The sequence below is a fragment of the Mucilaginibacter sp. P19 genome (assembly GCF_050632265.1).
Classification (GTDB): domain Bacteria; phylum Bacteroidota; class Bacteroidia; order Sphingobacteriales; family Sphingobacteriaceae; genus Mucilaginibacter; species Mucilaginibacter gossypii.
This window is the reverse complement of the sequence record NZ_CP192586.1, coordinates 6,689,584-6,709,797: the sequence shown is the minus strand read 5'-3', so window position 1 is coordinate 6,709,797 and position 20,214 is coordinate 6,689,584. Positions and strand designations below refer to the sequence as shown.

At 43.6% G+C, this 20,214-nt stretch carries 19 protein-coding genes and 1 pseudogene; 12 read left to right on the top strand and 8 right to left on the bottom strand.

Annotated elements, in window-relative coordinates:
• Window positions 1-73: 73 nt before the first annotated feature.
• From fabD to ACQ86K_RS33090, 3 genes and pseudogenes are all read right to left on the bottom strand, one after another.
• Complete coding sequence (gene fabD, locus ACQ86K_RS33100) at window positions 74-961, bottom strand: ACP S-malonyltransferase (protein WP_091175920.1); 888 nt, start codon at window positions 959-961, stop codon at window positions 74-76.
• Between the two features lie 119 nt (window positions 962-1,080).
• Window positions 1,081-1,721: pseudogene (gene folE / locus ACQ86K_RS33095) on the bottom strand (GTP cyclohydrolase I FolE).
• A 9-nt stretch (window positions 1,722-1,730) separates the two neighbouring features.
• Window positions 1,731-2,147: a 6-pyruvoyl trahydropterin synthase family protein gene (locus ACQ86K_RS33090; RefSeq protein WP_090534603.1), complete on the bottom strand. Its 417-nt coding sequence runs from the start codon at window positions 2,145-2,147 to the stop codon at window positions 1,731-1,733.
• Window positions 2,148-2,279: 132 nt separating this feature from the next.
• Between ACQ86K_RS33090 and ACQ86K_RS33085 the strand changes: the two genes are divergently transcribed.
• From ACQ86K_RS33085 to ACQ86K_RS33075, 3 genes are read left to right on the top strand one after another with little or no spacing between them, the layout of a single operon-like run.
• Window positions 2,280-2,705, top strand: coding sequence for a hypothetical protein (locus ACQ86K_RS33085; protein ID WP_431199505.1), 426 nt, complete (start codon window positions 2,280-2,282; stop codon window positions 2,703-2,705).
• Window positions 2,702-2,842, top strand: coding sequence for a hypothetical protein (locus tag ACQ86K_RS33080; protein ID WP_431199504.1), 141 nt, complete (start codon window positions 2,702-2,704; stop codon window positions 2,840-2,842). Before ACQ86K_RS33085 ends, ACQ86K_RS33080 begins: the two co-directional genes overlap by 4 nt.
• 10 nt (window positions 2,843-2,852) lie before the next feature.
• Window positions 2,853-3,755, top strand: a complete 903-nt coding sequence (locus ACQ86K_RS33075) for a menaquinone biosynthesis family protein (protein WP_091175913.1) — start codon at window positions 2,853-2,855, stop codon at window positions 3,753-3,755.
• Between the two features lie 84 nt (window positions 3,756-3,839).
• On the opposite strand, the gene hflX is transcribed toward ACQ86K_RS33075, so the two are convergent.
• Window positions 3,840-5,024 (bottom strand): GTPase HflX, encoded by a 1,185-nt coding sequence (hflX, locus tag ACQ86K_RS33070; RefSeq protein ID WP_112657043.1) that lies wholly within the window; start codon window positions 5,022-5,024, stop codon window positions 3,840-3,842.
• A 205-nt stretch (window positions 5,025-5,229) separates the two neighbouring features.
• Between hflX and ACQ86K_RS33065 the strand changes: the two genes are divergently transcribed.
• From ACQ86K_RS33065 to ruvC, 6 genes are read left to right on the top strand one after another with little or no spacing between them, the layout of a single operon-like run.
• Complete coding sequence (locus ACQ86K_RS33065) at window positions 5,230-6,747, top strand: DUF3857 domain-containing protein (protein WP_431199503.1); 1,518 nt, start codon at window positions 5,230-5,232, stop codon at window positions 6,745-6,747.
• Window positions 6,704-7,207 carry a hypothetical protein gene (locus ACQ86K_RS33060; RefSeq protein ID WP_431199502.1) on the top strand — a complete coding sequence of 168 codons (504 nt, stop codon included), beginning with the start codon at window positions 6,704-6,706 and terminating at the stop codon, window positions 7,205-7,207. The genes ACQ86K_RS33065 and ACQ86K_RS33060 overlap by 44 nt, the downstream gene beginning before the upstream one ends.
• Before the next feature lie 8 nt (window positions 7,208-7,215).
• Window positions 7,216-8,076 carry a DUF3857 domain-containing protein gene (locus ACQ86K_RS33055; RefSeq protein WP_431199501.1) on the top strand — a complete coding sequence of 287 codons (861 nt, stop codon included), beginning with the start codon at window positions 7,216-7,218 and terminating at the stop codon, window positions 8,074-8,076.
• The gene (locus ACQ86K_RS33050; RefSeq protein WP_431199500.1) at window positions 8,073-9,149 is read left to right on the top strand and encodes a transglutaminase domain-containing protein; all 1,077 of its coding nucleotides are present in this window, start codon (window positions 8,073-8,075) and stop codon (window positions 9,147-9,149) included. The genes ACQ86K_RS33055 and ACQ86K_RS33050 overlap by 4 nt, the downstream gene beginning before the upstream one ends.
• Window positions 9,150-9,160: 11 nt before the next feature.
• Window positions 9,161-9,799 (top strand): leucyl/phenylalanyl-tRNA--protein transferase, encoded by a 639-nt coding sequence (aat, locus tag ACQ86K_RS33045; RefSeq protein WP_431199499.1) that lies wholly within the window; start codon window positions 9,161-9,163, stop codon window positions 9,797-9,799.
• 19 nt (window positions 9,800-9,818) lie between these two features.
• On the top strand, window positions 9,819-10,409 hold the full coding sequence (ruvC, locus tag ACQ86K_RS33040; protein WP_431199498.1) for a crossover junction endodeoxyribonuclease RuvC: 591 nt from the start codon (window positions 9,819-9,821) through the stop codon (window positions 10,407-10,409).
• A 231-nt stretch (window positions 10,410-10,640) separates the two neighbouring features.
• Here the strand turns inward: ruvC and ACQ86K_RS33035 are convergent, their stop codons facing one another.
• The gene (locus tag ACQ86K_RS33035) at window positions 10,641-12,980 is read right to left on the bottom strand and encodes a glycoside hydrolase family 3 N-terminal domain-containing protein (RefSeq protein WP_431199497.1); all 2,340 of its coding nucleotides are present in this window, start codon (window positions 12,978-12,980) and stop codon (window positions 10,641-10,643) included.
• 66 nt (window positions 12,981-13,046) lie between these two features.
• The gene (locus ACQ86K_RS33030) at window positions 13,047-15,431 is read right to left on the bottom strand and encodes a glycoside hydrolase family 3 C-terminal domain-containing protein (protein ID WP_431199496.1); all 2,385 of its coding nucleotides are present in this window, start codon (window positions 15,429-15,431) and stop codon (window positions 13,047-13,049) included.
• Between the two features lie 301 nt (window positions 15,432-15,732).
• On the opposite strand from ACQ86K_RS33030, the gene ACQ86K_RS33025 reads away from it, so the two are divergent.
• The gene (locus ACQ86K_RS33025) at window positions 15,733-16,290 is read left to right on the top strand and encodes a DUF2441 domain-containing protein (protein ID WP_091175897.1); all 558 of its coding nucleotides are present in this window, start codon (window positions 15,733-15,735) and stop codon (window positions 16,288-16,290) included.
• 84 nt (window positions 16,291-16,374) lie between these two features.
• On the opposite strand, the gene recO is transcribed toward ACQ86K_RS33025, so the two are convergent.
• Window positions 16,375-17,100: a DNA repair protein RecO gene (gene recO / locus ACQ86K_RS33020; protein ID WP_091175895.1), complete on the bottom strand. Its 726-nt coding sequence runs from the start codon at window positions 17,098-17,100 to the stop codon at window positions 16,375-16,377.
• Window positions 17,090-17,458: a diacylglycerol kinase family protein gene (locus tag ACQ86K_RS33015; RefSeq protein WP_091175957.1), complete on the bottom strand. Its 369-nt coding sequence runs from the start codon at window positions 17,456-17,458 to the stop codon at window positions 17,090-17,092. Before ACQ86K_RS33015 ends, recO begins: the two co-directional genes overlap by 11 nt.
• 415 nt (window positions 17,459-17,873) lie before the next feature.
• Here ACQ86K_RS33015 and ACQ86K_RS33010 point away from each other — a divergent pair, with 415 nt between their 5' ends.
• Both ACQ86K_RS33010 and ACQ86K_RS33005 read left to right on the top strand, forming a co-directional pair.
• Window positions 17,874-19,574: an efflux RND transporter permease subunit gene (locus tag ACQ86K_RS33010; RefSeq protein WP_431199495.1), complete on the top strand. Its 1,701-nt coding sequence runs from the start codon at window positions 17,874-17,876 to the stop codon at window positions 19,572-19,574.
• Complete coding sequence (locus ACQ86K_RS33005) at window positions 19,571-20,212, top strand: MMPL family transporter (RefSeq protein ID WP_431199494.1); 642 nt, start codon at window positions 19,571-19,573, stop codon at window positions 20,210-20,212. Before ACQ86K_RS33010 ends, ACQ86K_RS33005 begins: the two co-directional genes overlap by 4 nt.
• The last annotated feature ends 2 nt before the right edge of the window (window positions 20,213-20,214 follow it).

The following is a 20,214-nucleotide window of genomic DNA, read 5'->3' as shown; positions in this document are numbered from 1 at the left end:
TACTATGGATTTTTTGTTTAATACAAGCCTATAACAAAAATAAAAGCCACATGTTGTATGTGGCTTTTAAAAATTATTGCGGTAACGCGGCGCTTGCAGTTTCAACGGTTTTATCAACCTTTTTAACAAGGCCCTGCAGTACGTTACCCGGCCCTACTTCGGTAAATGAAGTGGCACCATCTTCAAGCATATGCATTACGGTTTGTGTCCACCTAACGGCACCGGTAAGCTGAGCTATCAGGTTGTGTTTAATCCGTTCAGGATCGGTATATGGCTTGGCATCTATGTTTTGATAGATGGGGCAAATGGGGGCTTTGATCTCGGTAGCCACAATCGCGGCCTCCAGTTCAACCCTCGCGGCCTCCATTAACGGCGAATGGAACGCTCCGCCTACTTTGAGCTTCAGGGCACGTTTTGCACCGGCTTCGGTCATCTTAATACAAGCCTCGTCAATACCGGCAATGGAGCCCGATATCACCAGCTGGCCAGGGCAGTTGTAATTTGCAGGCACAACAACCTCGCTTATGCGCTGGCAAATATCTTCTACAGTAAAATCATCCAGGCCTAAAATAGCGGCCATGGTTGATGGTTGTATTTCACAAGCTTTTTGCATAGCGTTGGCACGTGCTGCTACCAAACGCAAGCCATCTTCAAATGATAAAGCGCCTGCGGCTACCAGGGCCGAAAATTCACCCAGTGAGTGGCCCGCAACCATTTCGGGCTTAAAATCATCACCCAAAACTGTGGCCAAAATGGTTGAATGTAAGTAAATAGCAGGCTGGGTAACGTTGGTTTGCACCAGGTCATCGGCTGTGCCTTCAAACATTACATCAGTAATGCGGAAACCCAGGATTTCGTTGGCTTTTTCAAACAGCTCACGTGCTTTTTCTGATTGATTGTACAGGTCCTTGCCCATACCCGGAAACTGGGCGCCCTGGCCCGGGAAAATATATGCTTTCATTTTAGAGATTAGAGGTTAGTTAATTAGAGATTGGTTGTATACGATTAAAGGCGGGAATCTGATTAGGTTTTTAAAAACTAATCTCTGATCTCCAACCTCTAATCTCTCCCCAACGGGGCTTAACTTAACTTCGAACTTATCAAATTCAAAAACTCAGTCCTGGTTTTTTCTTTCAGGAACTCGCCGGTAAAGGCCGACGTGGTGGTTACCGAGTTTTGTTTTTGTACGCCGCGCATGCTCATGCACAGGTGGCGGCATTCAATTACCACACCAACGCCTACAGGGTTCAGTGTTTGCTGAATACAATCGCGGATCTCGTTTGTTAAACGTTCCTGCACCTGCAAACGGCGGGCGAAAACATCAACCACGCGTGGGATCTTGCTTAAACCAACCACATGTCCGTTAGGAATGTAGGCTACGTGCGCCTTGCCAAAAAGGGTAGCATATGGTGCTCGCACATCGAATAAACTTCAATGTCTTTTACTACCACCATCTGGCTGTAATCTTCCTTGAATTTGGCCGAGTTCAGGATTTCTTCGGCATTAAGCTCGTAACCGTGGGTTAAATAAAGCATGGCTTTTGCAACGCGTTCGGGGGTTTTTAACAAACCCTCGCGTGCGGCATCTTCGCCTAATTGCTTTAGTACGTCTCGGTAGTTATCTTTCAAACTATCAATCCGGTCCTGGTTATAACGATCTATTTTAATGTATCCGCCGAAATCGTCATCGTCGGTATCCTGGCTAAATTGTGAGTCGCTCATTTTATAAAATTAACCGCCAAAATACTCGGCAGAATTATTTTCAGTTTCGTAAAGCTTAACCGAATGTAAAAACACACCCTCATAAGCTTCTATAGGTCCTTTTAACTGGTTAAAGATCTCAATGCAGAGCAACTCGGTCGATGCCATTTTGCCCGCCATAAAATCAACATCCTTGTTGATGTTTTTATGGTCAAGTTTTTCAATAACATACTCGTTGATTATAATTTTAAGCTCTTTTAAATCGATAAGATAACCGGTAGCGTGCGTGACTTCGCCCTTTACAGTTACAAACAGGTTGTAATTGTGACCATGCCAGTTGGGGTTGGCGCATTTGCCAAACACCTCAAAGTTTTTTTCAGCGCTCCATTCCTCACGGTACATCCGGTGAGCGGCATTAAAATGTTCCTTGCGCGTTATATGTATCATCATAACAAAAGTGGGTGCAAATATACAAAACAAAAACAGGGTAGTTGTTTTATATTAGCCGTCAAAATAATGCAATATGCTTATACTCATTGTTGCAGCTACCAAATTTGAGGTTGCCCCCTCGTAAATCAATTGGGCAATAAGGTTGATGTACTGATAACCGGTGCAGGCATGGTACCAACAGCCTTTGGCATGGCCCGGCAATTAAGCAACCATACCTATGATCTTGTACTCAATCTTGGCATAGCAGGCAGTTTCGACCGTAATTTCAATTTAGGCGATGTGCTGGAAGTAACCGAAGATACCTTTGCTGAGCTTGGCGCACAGGATGACGAAGCTTTTATCCCCATTGATACGCTTGGCTTTGGCGAGAGTGTTTTTTTGCCCACAACATCGCTTGAGCAGGTTTATCCAAACTTTTTTCTGAAAAAGGCAAAGGCTATAACCGTTAATACGGTGCACGGCCACGAGCCATCCATCCAAAAAGTACAGCAACGGTTACACCCGCAATTGGAAAGTATGGAAGGTGCGGCTTTTTTTACGCCTGCCGGCAGATGAACGTACCTGGCATGCAAATCAGGGCAGTGTCAAATTATGTTGAGAAACGTAATCGTGAGGCCTGGAACATTGGGCTGGCCATTAAAAATCTGAATACATTTGCCATCGACCTGGTGAACCAGATCATTAACAGTTAATACTACCCGCATGAAACTAACGCTCGGATTTTCGCCCTGCCCTAACGATACATTTATTTTTGATGCCCTCATCCATCATAAAATTGACACCGAAGGCCTGGAGTTTGAAGTATTTTATGATGATGTGGAAACGCTTAACCAAAAAGCCTTTCGCGGCGAATTGGACATTACCAAACTGAGCTATCACGCTTTTGCTTATGTAACTGACAAGTATGTACTGCTTGACTCGGGCAGCGCGCTGGGTTTTGGGGTTGGGCCTATGCTTATTTTCAACCCACCGGTAACGCGCTTTGTAAATGATGAGGATAAAGAAATATTTAAGGGAGAATCGGGCACAAGTGAAAAAGTTGATTTAGCGCCTATTGTTTCTAAATCCAAAATTGGGATCCCTGGAAAATATACAACCGCCAATTTCTTACTAAGCCTCGCGTTTCCGGAAGCAAATAACAAAACAGAAATTGTTTTTTCTGAAATAGAAAATTCTGTACTAAACGGAACCATTGATTTTGGATTGATCATCCACGAAAACAGGTTTACTTATCAGGACAGGGGACTGGCTAAATTAATCGACCTTGGCGATTACTGGGAAAAACGTACGGGTTGCGCTATACCGCTTGGGGGCATTGTAGCTAACCGTAATTTACCGCTGGATGTTCAGCATAAAATTAACCGGGTACTGCGTAAATCGGTTGAGTTTGCTTTTGCCAATCCAAAATCAGGCCTGGAGTTCATTAAACAACACGCCCAGGAAATGAGTGAAGAAGTGATGTACAAGCATATTGAACTTTATGTAAATCAATACTCAGTTGAGCTGGGGGAAGAAGGGCGTAAAGCTATTAACCTGATGTTTGATACCGCATTGGAGAAGGGCATTATACCGGAGGTGAAGCAGGGTATATTTTTGACTGATTAGTCTAACTGCATTGCTTCCAAAAACAAAAGAGGGACTCACCAAAAAGTGCGTCCCTCTTTTGTTTATATTATTTTCAACCAATTATCAATACAACAAAGCGTCATACGGATACCTTTCAGTATGTATAGCCTTCACTTCTTTATAAAGTAAGGCCCTAAACTCCTCCACATTTTCCTTTTTAGTTGCGGAGATAAATATGGCAGGAGCATTGTTTTTGGCCATCCAGCTTTGTTTAAAGTCTTCCAGTGTCAATGGTTCTTCCTGTTGCGGCACCTGGTGATCTTCGGGTTTAAAGGCATCTATTTTGTTAAATACAGTAATAATGCGTTTATCAATAGCGCCGATATCTTTGAGGGTTTCATTAACCGTACGGATCTGATCTTCAAAATTGGGGTGCGAAATATCCACTACATGGATCAGGATATCTGCCTCGCGGGTTTCATCAAGCGTCGATTTAAAACATTCAACCAGATGGTGCGGTAACTTACGGATAAACCCTACCGTGTCCGACATCAGGAAGGGCAGGTTCTCTATCACAACTTTCCTCACCGTAGTATCCAGTGTGGCAAACAGCTTATTCTCCGCAAACACTTCCGATTTGGCTATCATATTCATGATAGTTGATTTACCTACGTTGGTGTATCCCACCAGTGCGGTACGCACCAGCTGATGGCGGTTTTTGCGTTGTGTTTCGTTCTGTTTATCTATCTGCCTTAGCTTATCCTTTAGTAAGGAGATTTTATTCAGGATCAAACGACGGTCGGTTTCAATTTGCGACTCACCCGGGCCGCGCATACCAATACCACCCTTCTGGCGCTCTAAGTGGGTCCAGAGGCGGGTAAGGCGGGGCAGCAGGTATTGCAATTGCGCCAGTTCAACCTGGGTTTTGGCCTGCGCTGTTTGGGCACGGCTTGCAAAAATATCCAGGATCAGGTTATTCCTGTCCAGGATCTTTACCTGCAGTTCGTTCTCAATATTACGCAGTTGCGATGGCGAAAGGCCATCATCAAAAATAACTATATCAATTTCTTCTTCTTTAACGTAGGCTTTAATATCTTCCAGTTTACCTGAACCAACAAAAGTTGCCCTGTCCGGGCGCTGTAGTTTTTGAGTGAAATGGCTCACCGTTAACGCTCCCGCGGTGCTGGCCAAAAACTCGAGCTCTTCCAGGTGCTCTTTCTCAATCTCGTCGGTTTCATTGGGGGTTATTACACCCACAAGTACCGCTTTTTCCTGCTTCACAGCAGTATCATAAAATTTTTGCTTCATTAATTACAGTATATCAATCAAAGTGCCAATTAAATAAATGTACGTAAACGGGGCTATGAAATAAAATTTTAATGTCAAAATAACATAAGCGGGAATAAATTCATGACACGAGCTTTCATTAAAAAATTAAATTAAAATGACTAAAAAAATTTGCTTTTAAATATTCCGACAATTGTTATTTTTGATTTGATTAAACCTCATCACGATGAACAGGCTCTTACTGCTGCTTGGAGCAGCCCTATTTGCGTTACCGGTAAACGCTCAAAAAACCGAAACCCCTTCTAAAGTTTTACCCTTTGGCAAAATTGAAATCGCGGACCTTGAGATGACCAAATGCGATTTTGAGCCCGATGCCAATGCCGAAGTCCTTTTTAACAAAGGCGATGTTTATTACGATAGTTCGTTTGACATTAGCGGCGAGTATCACAAAAGGATCAAGATTTTTAACGATAATGGTAAAGATGAAGCCAACATCCGTATTGAATATTACGGCGGTAACCGGCTGGAATATATTAACGATGTGCAAGCCGAAACCATTAACCTGGTTAACGGAAAGCCCGAAATAACCAAACTGGATAAAAAACTTATCTATACCCAAGCCATTGATAAGGTGCGCAGCGCTATTGTATTTTCAATGCCAAACGTTAAGGCAGGGTCAGTAATTGAATACAAGTATAAATATCATACTGTTTCGATAAGCAATTTCCCGTCGTGGGATTTTCAGCAGAAAATACCGGTTCGGTACAGCGAGTTGGATACGTCTATTCCCGATCTGCTGTATTTCCGCACGGTGAACCACGTTTGGACACCTTATTCAAAAGAAACCCATAAATCAGAAGCCCGCACCATGCCCGGCACAAATCCTTTATCATATAATGATGAAAAAGATTTTAGGGTTATGGAAAATCTCCCTTCGCTGCATGATGAGCCTTACATGCGCTCGTATACAGACAATATCATGTCGTTACAATTTAACCTCACTTCTGTAAAATCAAGTTATGGTTTTTATAAATCATATTCAGATACCTGGGCTAAGGTGGGCGGCATTATTGCTGATGATGAAGATTTTGGCGGCCAGTTAAAACGTAAATTAAAAGACGAAGAGCCCATTATCACCAAAGCCAAAACCTTTAAAACTGATGATGAAAAAATAGCTTACGTTTTTAACCAGGTAAAAACCCTCATGAAATGGGATGGAGTTGACCGCTGGTATACCAACGATGGTACTTACCGGGCATGGGAAAAGAAAACGGGCAATTCGGCCGAGGTTAATATTATTTTATACCACCTGCTTAAACAATCGGGCATTAAGGAAATCTACCCAATGATTGTGAGCACCCGCGAACACGGAAAAGTGAACCGCTTCAACACCTCGCTTTCGCAGTTTAACCGTGCAGTGGTTTATATTCCTGTTGATAGCACAAAAGAGTACATACTTGATGCTACAAACAAATACAATTTATATAATGAAACACCCGATATGCTATTGAATTCATCGGGTTTGTATATCGATAAGCAGGCCAACGCTTACGATATGCTTTATATTACAAAAGCAGCTCCGGCCAGGCAGGTGGTTATGATCAATGCCGACATTAAGGCGGATAGCAAAATGACCGGAACTGCAGATATCAGCAGCTTCAGCTACCACAAAATAAGCAGTGTTGAACGCTATAAAACCGATGGTGAAAAAATATATCGACTACATAAAGGCCAACGACAATAACCTTAAAATATCGTCATTAAAAATGAAGGATATGGAGTCAGATACCCTGCCACTGGTACAAAATATAGCTTTTGACCTGGAGCTCACCGGTTCCGACGGAACATATATATATTTTAACCCCAACCTTTTTACCCCTATACGTACCAACCCTTTCCTGAGCGAAAAGCGCGCTACTGATATTGATTTTGGGCATCGTAACAGGTATGAGATAAACGGCACCTACAAAATTCCGGCAGGTTATAAAGTTGATGCGCTGCCAAAAAGCATACGCATGGTTATGCCCGATCAAAGCATAAGCCTTAAACGTTTTATTGCCGAACAGGATGGAATGATTGTAGTGCGATATGTTATATCATACGAAAAGGCTTTTTACGAAAAAGAAAGTTATCCTGAGCTGAGAGAGTTCTACAAACAAATGCAGGATATGCTTACTGAGCAGATAGTACTTAAAAAAGCCTGATCGAAAACATGAGCACTACATATTTTTACAGGCTGCTAACTATTGCAGGCATTGTCATTTTATCAATCAAAAGCTATGGACAGGATAAAAATCTCCCGAAAGAATTTTATATAGCATCAACCATCCCCGATTCATTAAAGGGAGAAGCAAATTCGGTTGTGCGGTATTCTTCAGACGAGGTTACCGTAAAAGCAGCTGGTAAAATGACGCTAAAGCATCACGCCATCATTACTGTTTTAAATGAAAAAGGTGATGCCGCTGCTCAACTTGGCCTGGGTTACGATAAAAAATTCAGCAGTGTTGATAACGTGCAAATGCTGGTTTACAACGCTGATGGAACGATGATAAAAAAATATCACAAGAGCGATTTTTATGATTATGCCGCTACCGATGGGATCTCGATTGTAACGGACGACCGGATGCTGGCCATAAAACATCCGATATCTGCATATCCAACTACTATTGAGGTAATTTTTGAGGAGGACATGAACAGCTATCTCGATTTGGGCGAATGGGAAATTCAACGGTCCGAGCGGGCAGTCCAAAACGCGGAGTATACTGTCTTGGTCAATCCTTCGGTAGGCTTCAGGTACATGAATAAGAATACCACCATCAAGCCCGAAAAAACACCTGCCGGAGAGTTTGAAAAGTACACCTGGCATGTAAAAAATTTAAAAGCTATAAAGCCCGAAGACGATGCTGAATCATGGCAGGTTATGCCGCGGATCATGTTTGCAGCAAACTCATTCCAGTTTGGCGGTATTCCCGGCGATATCAGCACCTGGCAAAATTTTGGCAAATGGCTGCAGGCCCTCAACGCAGACGTATGCTCGCTTAGTCCGGAGCGGATAGCCGAGGTAAAAAAATGACGGCCGACTTTAAAACAGACAAAGAGAAAGCCCGGTTTTTATACCAATACATGCAGCAAAACATGCGTTATGTAAGTATCCAGCTCGGCATTGGAGGTTTAAAGCCATTCCCGGCTACATTTGTCGACCAGAAAAAGTATGGCGATTGCAAGGCCTTATCAAACTACATGTATGCCTTATTAAAGGCAGCTGATATTCCATCGTATTATGCCATAATAAACGCAGGCTCAAACGAAGAGCCCGCTGATCCTGCATTTCCAAGTGATCCCTTTAATCACATTATTTTATGTGTACCTTTTAAAGGCGATACTACCTGGCTTGAGTGTACCAATATGCAAAAGCCATTTGGTAAGTTTGGCCCATTTACCGAAAACAGGTATGCATTGCTGGTTACCGAAGATGGGGGCAAACTGGTTAAAACGCCACGCAGTACAGATATTGACAACCAGTTTAATAGCGAAGCGCATGTGGTACTTGACGCGGATGGCGGCGCAAAGGCAACACTTAAAATTTTAAGCACAGGCGAATACCGCGATGATTACCTGGGTATAGCAGCTTTAAAAACCGACGAGCAAAAACAGGTACTGATTAAGATGCTGAACATGAAGCAGCCATCAGTTTTTGAGTTCAAGCCATCAACAGATAAAGACGGCATAAAAGAACTGGACATTGAGCTGGAGTACGATAAATTTTGCGATGTATCGGCGGGCAACAAGCAGTTTTACAAACCCCGTGTTTTTGATCTGTGGAAAACAACCGTACCCATACTTGAAAAACGAAAAAGCGATTTCTTCTTTGAAATTCCCATGTTAAAAACATGCGTTACCACCATTGATTTGCCTGCCGGCTTTGAAATTGATGCTTTGCCTGCCGATCAAAGCCTTAAATTTACTTACGGCACTTATGATGTTAAGTATGTTTATGACGCAACTAAAAACCAGGTGGTAAGCACTACCAAATTCAATTTAAAAAACCATGTGATCCCTGCCGCCAAATACACCGAATTGCAGGTTTATCTGGATGCGATAGCCAAAGCCCAAAATAAAAAGCTGGTGATCCGCCGTAAAGCATAAATTTGCGCCTGATGATATTCAGGCTCGACAGACGTTTAATATTCCCGAAGCCCGATCTGGCCGAACCAGACGGGCTTTTGGCTGTCGGAGGTGATTTGAGTACTGAACGGTTATTGCTGGCCTATCAAAACGGCATTTTTCCGTGGTATAGCGATGATACACCCATCCTGTGGTATTCGCCGCACGAGCGGTTTGTTTTATTTCCTGATGAGTTGAAAGTATCCAAATCCATGCGGCAGGTGTTACGCTCCGGCAAACTGAACGTTACTGTTGACACCTGCTTTAACGATGTTATAACAGCCTGCTCAACCGCTCCGCGTGAAGGGCAGGATGGCACCTGGATTGTGCCCGATATGATATCCGCTTATAATCGCCTGCATTTGGCAGGCTATGCCCATTCGGTTGAGGTATGGCAGGATGACAAGCTGGTCGGCGGCCTTTACGGTGTACACGTAGGTGATGTTTTTTGTGGTGAGAGTATGTTTAGCCGCGTCAGCAACGCTTCAAAAACAGCGCTCATCTATCTGTGCAATACAGGGCTGTACAAGCTTATCGATTGCCAGGTACACACCGGTCATCTCGAATCGCTTGGAGCAAGGATGATAAGCCGGGAGCAATATACGGATGTATTGCTAAATAATTTAGTTTGATTAGTTACCTTTGAGCCATATGCAGCAGGTGATAAATTTAAAGGAAAGGATCATTTTAGGTATCGACCCCGGCACAGCCGTTATGGGTTACGGACTGCTAAAGGAAACCGGCCCTAAAATTGAGCTGCTTGCTATGGGCGTAGTAAAAATGCCCGTTACCGACGATCATATGCTTAAGCTGCAGCGCATCTTTGAAAAAACCGTTGCCCTTATAGATAACTACCACCCCGATTGCCTGGCTATTGAAGCTCCGTTTTATGGCAAAAACATACAGGTGATGCTGAAACTCGGTCGCGCACAGGGAATGGCCATAGCTGCTGCATTATCGCGCAATGTAGACATCACCGAATACGCTCCCCGTAAAATAAAACAATCCATAACCGGTAACGGAAACGCTACCAAAGAACAGGTAGCCGCCATGCTACAAAGCCTGCTAAAATTTAAAGAAACCCCCGATTTTCTGGATGCTACCGATGGTTTGGCTGTAGCTGTTTGTCATTCATTTCAACGGATCCCTACAGGTTCGGGTTCTGGAAAATCGGGCTCTAAAAAATCATATTCAGGCTGGGATACTTTTGTGAAGGATAATGCTAAGCGGGTTGTGAAGTGAGATTCAGCCGATGATTGGTATTTCTGCGTTAGCTTAAGCAACTAATCGAACAAAAGATTTAAAAATCCCCTCTTGAGAGGGGGAGCGGAGGAACGAGTGTTAGCAGGGGTGTGTGTCTGCGATAGACTTATCAAAGCAGAAACACACCCCTCCGCCCCTTTCAAGAGGGGAATCGCACGTTCCCTCCTTTTTTCCGCTTGTGGTCTGTGTTATATTTTAAACAATTGCTTCTTACGGCTTCACCACACTTTTCACATACTTATCCACACGCCCGTCTTTAATAACACCTTTCCAGTTTAAGCCGAAACCGAAATCATATTTATTGCCCTGCTCGTCAACATAGCATTTCATATCGTGCGGCACATCCTCAAACTGGGCTTCAACGGTTTTCATATCTGCCGGCATTTGCAACGGCAGCAATGCTGATGGCTCTGCTTTACCGGTCATGATATCAAGTGAAGCCTGGCCTTGCACACCGAAATCAACAATGATAGCATTGGCATCCTTTTCAAATTCAGCAAATACCATCGGATTGCTCATATTAACAGATACAATAACCGGCTTCCCTTTCATTTTGGCATAAGTATCGGTAACCATAGCCAAATCGGTAACATTAATAGCAGTGCTTGATTTGCCCTTGTAAGTACGATTGGTAAATTTTTCCAGCGGGTCGCCGCCTGCTATACTGATTGCGCGGGCATCGGTAGCAGTATAGGCACCGTATTGCAGGTTAACCGGTACATAACCAGTTCCGCCGTTTTTGGCATCAGCGCTGTTGTAACCGCCGCCACTGTTGGGGCTGGCTATGAATACCAGGGCATAATCGGCTTCATCAGGGTTATCAGTCACTTTAAAATACTTTTTAACAATTTCCATATTTACAGGATATTCCAATTTTTCAGGTGTCTCCATTCCCAAAAAATTCCTGCCGGCCGGGGTGAATTTTTTAGGAACATATACCGTTTTGCCGCTTTGCAAAGGCAGAATATTAGCCTTATTTTTAAGCATCACTATTGATTTAAGCTGTGCCTGGTAACCTGCATCCATAAACTCGGGTTTGCCAACAGTTTGTTTCGAAACCTCAGGCTCCAGGTAAGGATTTTCAAACAAGCCAGTCCTGAAAATATTGCGCAATAACCTCACTGCCGATTGCTCAAACCTTGCCCGCATAAACGCTTCGCCATGTTCTTTTACGCCTATCTGGTATGCTTCAACAACCGGGGCAACCTCGTTATTGCCGCCAAACTGATCAACACCCGCCATCAGCACCTTGTAATGGCGCTGCGCTATAGAAAGGCCTTCTACGCCCCATGATTTGCCCGAAAGGAAGGAATCAACCGTAGTTTCATCGCCGGTAACCAGCCAGTCGGTACAAACTACGCCGTCGTATTTGTATTTTTTACGCAGCAGGTCGTTAATAATATAGGAGTTATAATTGTTGGCCACGTTTTCGTGGTTTTTGATATCCTGGTTGTATGAGATGGTATAATAGGGCATCACGGCCGCAGCCATACCGGTTTTACCCTGCAGCTTAAAAGCGCCCTCGGTAAAAGGGATCAAATGTTGCTTAAAATTATTGCCAGGATAAACCGCATACTTGCCATAAGCATAATGCGCATCCCTGCCACCCTCTCCTGCACCGCCGCCTGGCCAGTGTTTAACCATAGCGTTTACGCTGTTATAACCCCAGCCATTTTTAATTTCCTTTTCGGCAGCCGAGGTTTGGAAGCCATCAATATAAGCACGGGCCATATCTGCCGCTAATTGCGGGTCTTCGCCAAAAGTACCGCTCACGCGCGCCCAGCGCGGATCGGTAGCGATATCTACCTGCGGCGAAAGTGCTGTTGAAATACCTAAAGCCCGGTATTCCTGAGCAGCTATCTGACCGAAGTTTTTTATCACTTCAGGATCAAAGGTAGCAGCCAATCCAAGCGAGCCCGGCCACATGGAAATAGCCCCTCCTGCCCCGGCATTGTATTCGGCTGTTGCCACGGTGCCATGCCGGGGATCGGAACTGTTATTGTTGGGAATACCCAAACCCAGACCTTCTACAAAAGCCTGCGCGTTATTATTCCATTGCGCGGCTATTTCGGGACTTTGCACCGAGGTTACCAGTACATGTCTTACATTATCCTTTGCTAAAAACTGCTTTTGCTGATCAGATAGGTCGGATGCTTTAGCGCCACTTTCAGTAAAAACCTTGTTGTTATAAGTACCTGCAAACGGACCACCTGCCGCCGCCGGGATAGGCTGGTGACGACTGTACAACATTAAACCAGCTATTTGCTCAACGCTCATTTTTGAGGCGAGGTCTTTAGCACGCTCATCAACCGGCAGGCGCCAGTCTTCGTATTTATCCAGTTTGCCATTTTTGTTCAGGTCTTTAAAAGCGAGACCATCAACAGTTAATATTTTTATGCCCGATGTGGTGGCATAACCCAGGTTTTGCCCACCTGTATTGGTAACAAAAGCAATATCGCCTGCTTTTCTTTCTGTCCATTTGTTTTGCGCTATAACAGCAGTTGCCGGCAACAGAGCCAGCAAGGTTATCAGTTTAATTGGTTTGGCCATAATCATTCATGATTCGGGTTAAAGAAAAAGGCCCCTGCAAAAAATATGCAGAGGCCGGGGTTGGTTTTACTTTAGTTTTAGTTCTTTTATGGTTTGTTCGGGCAGCAGCGCTTTGTTTACCTTTTCAACAGTAATATCTTTAGCCAGGCTGAAAGATGACGTTTCCTCAATTTTGCGCGATGATGAACCTATTTTCACTTTATAGTCTCCTTCATCAGCTATCCAGGCCTGCCTGTCGGTATAAAACGAAGCCAGGTCGGCCGCTTTGATAGTAAACGTTAAGGTTTGAGATTGGCCCGGTGCCAGCAATTTGGTTTTACCAAAAGCCTTCAGTTCATCTTCCGGTTTATCCAGGTCCTTTTTAGGAGCAGCGAGATATAGTTGCACCACCTCTTTACCGGCAACATCACCGGTATTTTTAACAGTAACCGAGGCAGTGATCATGTTTTTGAAAACCTTTGAGCTCAATTTCAGATGGCTGAATTTAAAGTTGGTGTATGACAAGCCGTAGCCAAACTCATAGGCCGGGGTAACTTTAGCGGCATCGTAATAACGGTAGCCCACGTAAATACCTTCCTCATAGATAACCTGGGTTGGTTTACCTTCGGGCGTACCGGGGAAATTATTGGCCGATGGTACATCTTTATAGTCGGCAGGGAAAGTAGTTGCCAGTTTGCCCGATGGGTTTACTTTACCGCTTAACACATCGGCAATGGCGTTACCGGCTTCCAGGCCTGGCTGCCAGGCTAATAAAATCCCGTCAACCTTATCGCGCCAGGCGGTAACATCAACAACACCACCTACGTTAAGTACAACAATTACCTTTTTACCTTTAGCATGGAAAGCGCTGGCAACACCATTGATCAACCCTTTTTCGGCATCGTTTAAATAATAATCGCTTTCCAATTTTCGGTCAGCACCTTCACCTGCGTTACGGCCTATCGTAATCAGCGCTTCATCAGCACCGTTAGCTTCTTCGCCTACGATAGCGTTTACATCCATTTCGGGGATAGGTGCAGGATGATCGAAGAAGTTTTTAGGCTTTGGCTGTTTGGCCTTCATATCGGTAAGATATGCTTTGTAATTATTCGAAAGCGTTTCCTGTAGCTTAAAGTTAGCGTTGGCAAGGCCCTGCATTAATGAAATGGTGTAAGCTTTGTTTACATCCCCACTGCCGGTACCGCCTGCAATAATATCATACGAAGTGTTGCCGAAAACAGCAATCCTTTTCCCTGCACCAAATGGCAGCGCGTGATCATCATTTTTTAAAAGTACCATACCTTGTGCCGCAGCTTCACGGGCAACAGCAGCGTGACCGGCCAAATTTGGCGCATCAGAGTATTTATATTTTTTGAATGTAGGTGATTGTATAATTACATTCAGGATACGCTCGACATTGGCATCAAGTTGCTGAGCGCTAAGTTTCCCGCTTTTTACAGCAGCCACTATGTCATCAGATTGGGTCGGGTTACCCGGCATCAGCAGGTCGTTTCCGGCTTTCATCTGCGCTACGGCATCTTTACCGCCAAACCAATCAGTCATGACAAAACCTTTAAAACCCCACTCCTTTTTAAGAATGGTAGTGAGCAGGTCGCGCCTTTCGGATGTAAAAGTGCCGTTCAGTTTGTTATATGACGACATCACTGTCCAGGGTTGTGCTTTTTTTACCGCACTCTCAAAACCGCGCAGGTACAACTCACGCATGGCACGCTCGCTTACTATAGTGTTGATGGAGTTACGGTTGGTTTCCTGGTTATTGGCAGCGTAATGTTTAATAGAAGTACCTACCCCGTTTGATTCGATACCGTTAACAATAGCAGCGGTCATACTGCCGGCCACTAAAGGGTCTTCAGAATAATATTCAAAATTCCGGCCGCCGAGCGGGTTACGATGAATGTTCAAACCCGGTGCAAGTAAAATATCCACACCATATTCGCGCACTTCGTTACCAAAGGCAACACCGACTTTGTTTACCAGTTGTGTATCCCAGGTTGAGGCCAGCAAGGTGGCAACCGGGAACGCCGTAGCATAATAGGTTTTTGATTTATCGCCATTGCGGATAGGCTCGATCCTCAACCCTGCCGGGCCATCAGATACCGTGATAGACGGGATACCTAAACGCGGGATAGCATGGGTACGTCCCGCAGCTCCGGGTACTTTTTCGGGGATATTGTAAGCATCTGGATCAGAGGGTGGCAATTTAAAACCGCCTATATCAATTGCCTCAGGTTTTTTGCCCTTTACCGGCGGCGGTACGCCCGGCATCTTAAAACCCATTCCCACAACAAGCTTCGATTTTTCTTCGAGTGTCATGGCAGCAACAATCTGCTTTACGTTTGTTGCGCTTAATTGTGGGGCAGGGCTTTTGCTTTGGGCTTGTACTGCCTGGTGGATGCCACCGGCAAATAAAACGCATGCTAAAGCAACGTGTAGTTTGTAGCTCGTTCTCATTTTTTAAAATTAAATAGGTTAAAGGGGCTAATTGGCGATAACGACAGCAATGAAAATATACTCTTTGTGTCATTATTACACAATAGTAAAAATTAAGTTTTACAATAGCAAGTTTTATCGATGAATAGATGAAGAATACGGATGGAAAGGAGGAGTTGAGACGATGAAGTTGAAAATAAAAGCAAAGAAATATGACATTATTGCATTAAGCGTATACAATCAAATCATGATAGATAATGAATATGGCTTTTAATTCATAACACCATTATTTACCTTTGAAATTGACCGAATTGATTTGTTTATGAAACTTTTTACTGTTGATCGAGCGCAAACGCTAAACGAGGGTTTAACAATCTCACTAACAAAAGAAGACCCGCATAATATCAAATTATGGGGAGTAGAAAATCTTTTAGATGAAGAATCATTGAAAAAACATATTCAAAGACTTTACCCTGAAGGAATGTCTAATCATGGATGGTATTATCTTAATCAACGTCATACCTTTGGAACCTATCCAAATTTCACACACCATATTCATATTATCACAGAAGCTAATGTTGAACACGTTCGACAGGCCTATTTCAGCTCGTTTACGTCAAGGTTTCAATCATTGTTTGCTTGCGGCTCCATACAAGACGCGCTGAAGTTGAGAACGCAATTTAAGAGTGAAGACAGCCCAATATTTGAACTCGAAACCAACTTTTTTAGAAAACTGGATATGAACTGGCTTTTCTTTGGAACTCAAAACATAACAAGCCCCTATTTAGCCCATCAGTATTGGGAAGGTAAAGAAAGTCTAAATCCTTTTTGGGAATATTGTGTAGAGTTGCCCGTAACCATTGGGCAAAGAGTAGCTTGATTCTCATTCAGGCAAGAAATTCAGTAAATGCGATTTGTCAAAGTAAAAGAACATCGATACCATTCAATAAATAGAACAATAATCCTACGCCAACACCTCTTCCAGCACATCGGCCGATTTGATATTGCCGAAGCCTTCAATATGCATGGCGTAATATTCAAGCAGTTTATTTACCAGGTAGCGGCGTTCATCATTGTTTAGTTTAAGCAGGTGCATGTCTTCAAAACCGGTTTGCAGCACTAATCGAAAATTATCGGTATACGGGGGCGACAGGTATGAAACACTATCGGGTTTAAAACGGGTGAATTGCCCGTTTTTGATATCGAAGTAATCGGCATTACCGGCCATATAGCGGTCGGGGTAAAAACCGAGGTAACGGGTTAGGCGGGTTAAAAATACCAGGTGAAAGTTGGCAACACTTTCTGTTTGATGATCGAGCCATTCAATAGCGCTGAAAATAAAGTCGAACAGGTTCTCATCCGGCGATTGCTGTTTTATCGCTTTGTACAACACTTCGTTCAAAAATATGGCTATACAGCTCTTAATCACATCGTAAGGGATACTGAGCAGTACCGGCGCATTCTTTAATTCGGAAATGCGCTGCACGCTGCCTGTATTTTTGTGATAAACCACCAGGTCGAGCAAATGCAGGGGTTGCAGCATGTTTCGACTTATTTTTGCCTTGGGCTTTTTAGCTCCGTTGATGATATACGATTGCAGCCCAAATTTCTCGGTAAAGATCTGTACGATCACACTGCTTTCACCGTAATCGGTAGCCCTGAATATGATACCCCGGGTTTTATGCAGCATGCCTTATCAATAAAATGATCTTCGGTAAAAAAATAACTATCCCGGTTATCAGCGCGAACAATGCAGCCACAACAACAGCGCCGGCAGCTATATCTTTTACATGCCCCGCTTTTTCGTTATAAGTAGGCGAAACCAGGTCGGTCAGTGTTTCGAGCGAAGTATTGAGTAATTCGGTAATAAGCACTACTGCAATGCAGGCCGTAAGCCAAAGCCACTCGGCAGTTGAGATCTGAAAAAGTAAGCCCAGGATTACTGCAATCGTTCCGGCCACCAAATGAAACCTGAAATTAGGCTGGGTTTTAGCAGCATACCCCAAACCCTTAAACGCAAAACCAAAACTGCGTATCAACCTTTTCATGCTCAAAAATACAAAGTTTAGGTGCAAAAGCCGATAGCGCATTTACAGCGCTCCTGCCATAGGTAATAGCACCAATAGCAAAGGGCATAATACAAGTGTTCAACTTTTAAAAAAACCGGTGTTCAACTTTTTCTTTTACCAAAACACAAACCCCTGATTATCAACACAAAGTTGTTCAAATATCTAAAAACAGCCAATCCAACAAAACATAACTCGCTGATTATCAAGGTCAATATTTTATAAAACAACAACAAGTGTTCAGCCCTAAAAAAGTTGAACACTAAACGCAGCAAATAAATCAACTAATGGCATATAACCCGTTACCCGTTAACTCATTGTCACATTATCACTATCATTAATAGGCAGATAACGCATTTTTTGTAGTTTTGCGCCTCTCTCTTATATATTGTTAATAATGTTCTGGAAACATATAGCTTCTGCAATTCTTAAAAACAGGCTGATAATTTTTATTTGCGTTTTAGCGCTGAGTGCCTTTATGGGCTATGAAGCGTCGAAGGTAAAAATCACCTTCAATGGCGGCAAAGTGCTTCCGGTTACTGATTCGGCGTTTATCCGCTACGCCGAGTTTAAGAAAACCTTCGGGCAGGACGCTTCATCAATGGTTATTGGCATTAAATCGCCCAATATTTTTGATAAAGATGTTTTTAACGACTGGTACCAGATTGGCGAACAGTTAAAGAAAATAAAAGGGATCAAAGCTGTGATCTCGGCGGCTAATATCTACAACCTGCAAAAGGACACCCTGCAGCATAAATTTGTATTGAAGCCTTTGGTTTCCGGTCTGCTGCAAACCGCCGCGGCTGTTGATAGTGTAAAACAACAACTTGCTTCCATGCCATTTTATAAGGGGCTGATTGTAAGTAACGATGGCCAGAGCACCCTGATGGCCATCACTTTTGATGATAAGATCATTAATACGCCATTCCGCGTGCCCATTATTAAAAAGATAAATCAGCTTGGGCAGGCATTTGAAAACAAGCATAATATCAAAGTACACTATTCGGGTTTACCGCTTATCCGCACCGTAGTAGGCGATTTGGTAGCCCATGAGTTTTCGTTGTTCCTGAGCCTTTCGGTAGTTATTACCGCGCTGATCCTGTTACTGTTTTTCCGTTCGGTATTCCCGGTTATTTTCCCGGTGCTGATCGTGATATTGGGTGTAATATTCAGCCTCGGCGTATTGCAAATGATGCATTATGAGATGACACTTTTAACCGGTATCATCCCGCCGCTTATTGTGGTTATCGGGATCCCCAACTGTGTATTTATCCTCAATAAGTATTTTCACGAATACGGCATCAGCGGCAATAAAATGGCTGCTTTGGAGGTTGCCGTTGAGCGAGCAGGTATCACCACCTTTATAGCCAACGTAACTACGGCTATTGGCTTTGGTGTGTTATGCTTTACCAATAGCGAATTGCTTACCCAATTTGGTTTAATAGCCTCAATTGGTATCATGGGAACTTTTGCCTTAAGCCTTATTTTAGTGCCTATTATCTTCAGCTTTCTGCCTGCACCCAGGGCAAGCCAAACGGGGATTAAAGACAGCAAGCTGATGGACGGCCTGTTGGCCACTTTAGATAAGCTGGTGCATACCAAACGTAAAACTATTTATTTAACCACCGCCCTATTGGTTATCATCGCCATTGTTGGTATGGTCAGGATTAATATCAATGGATATGTGGTTGACGACCTGCCCCAAAGCAATAATACCTTGCACGATCTTAAATTTTTCGAATCGAATTTTAACGGGGTGCTTCCTTTAGAGGTTAGTATCGATACTAAACGCAAAAACGGGGTAATGAATTTAGCTACTATCCGCAAGGTAGAGAAACTGGAAAAACTGATTTCCTCCTACCCTGAATTTAGTCGCTCGGTATCATTGATCCAGGTGTTGAAATTCAGCACACAGGCATTTTACGGCGGCAGTCCTGAATATTACCGCCTGCCCGATGGATTGGAACAAAATTTTATCCTTAACTATGCCGGCAACTCAGGCAAAGGTACAAGCGGTTTGCTAAAAACCTATCTGGACAGTACTCACCGCGTTACCCGTGTTACCTTTGAAATGGTTGATGCCGGTTCAAAAAAATGAATACCGTACTGGCCGAATTGCAACCACGCATCGATTCGATCTTTAACCCGAAGAAGTTTCATGTTGAGCTGACTGGGTCGAGTATCATATTTATAAAGGGCACCAACTACCTGTTGAAAAACCTATATGAAAGCCTGGCCTGGGCTATTGTACTTATCGCGGGCGTAATGTGGATCCTTTTCCGGGGTATAAGAATGATTGCCATATCACTGGTGCCAAACCTTATTCCTCTTATTATTACGGCAGGTATTATGGGCTTTTTTGGCATCCCGCTTAAACCGTCAACTATATTGATTTTCAGTATTGCCATGGGTATCTCGTCCGACCAGACCATTTACTTCATTACCCGTTACCGTCATGAATTACGCCACAGCAAAAAGAGCATCTCGCAAATAGTCTCAGATACCATTCGCGAAACCGGGGTCAGCATGATCTTCATTGCTACGGTGCTGTTTTTTGGGTTCGGTATTTTCGCGATATCAAATTTTGGTGGCACCGTTGCCCTTGGCGTATTATTATCTATAACCCTGCTGGTGGCTATGATCAGCAACCTTACGTTGCTTCCTGCGTTTTTGTTATCACTTGAAGGTGGCGTTGATCGTAACAAGATCAAGGGGCCGGATATTGATGAAGCTTAAGC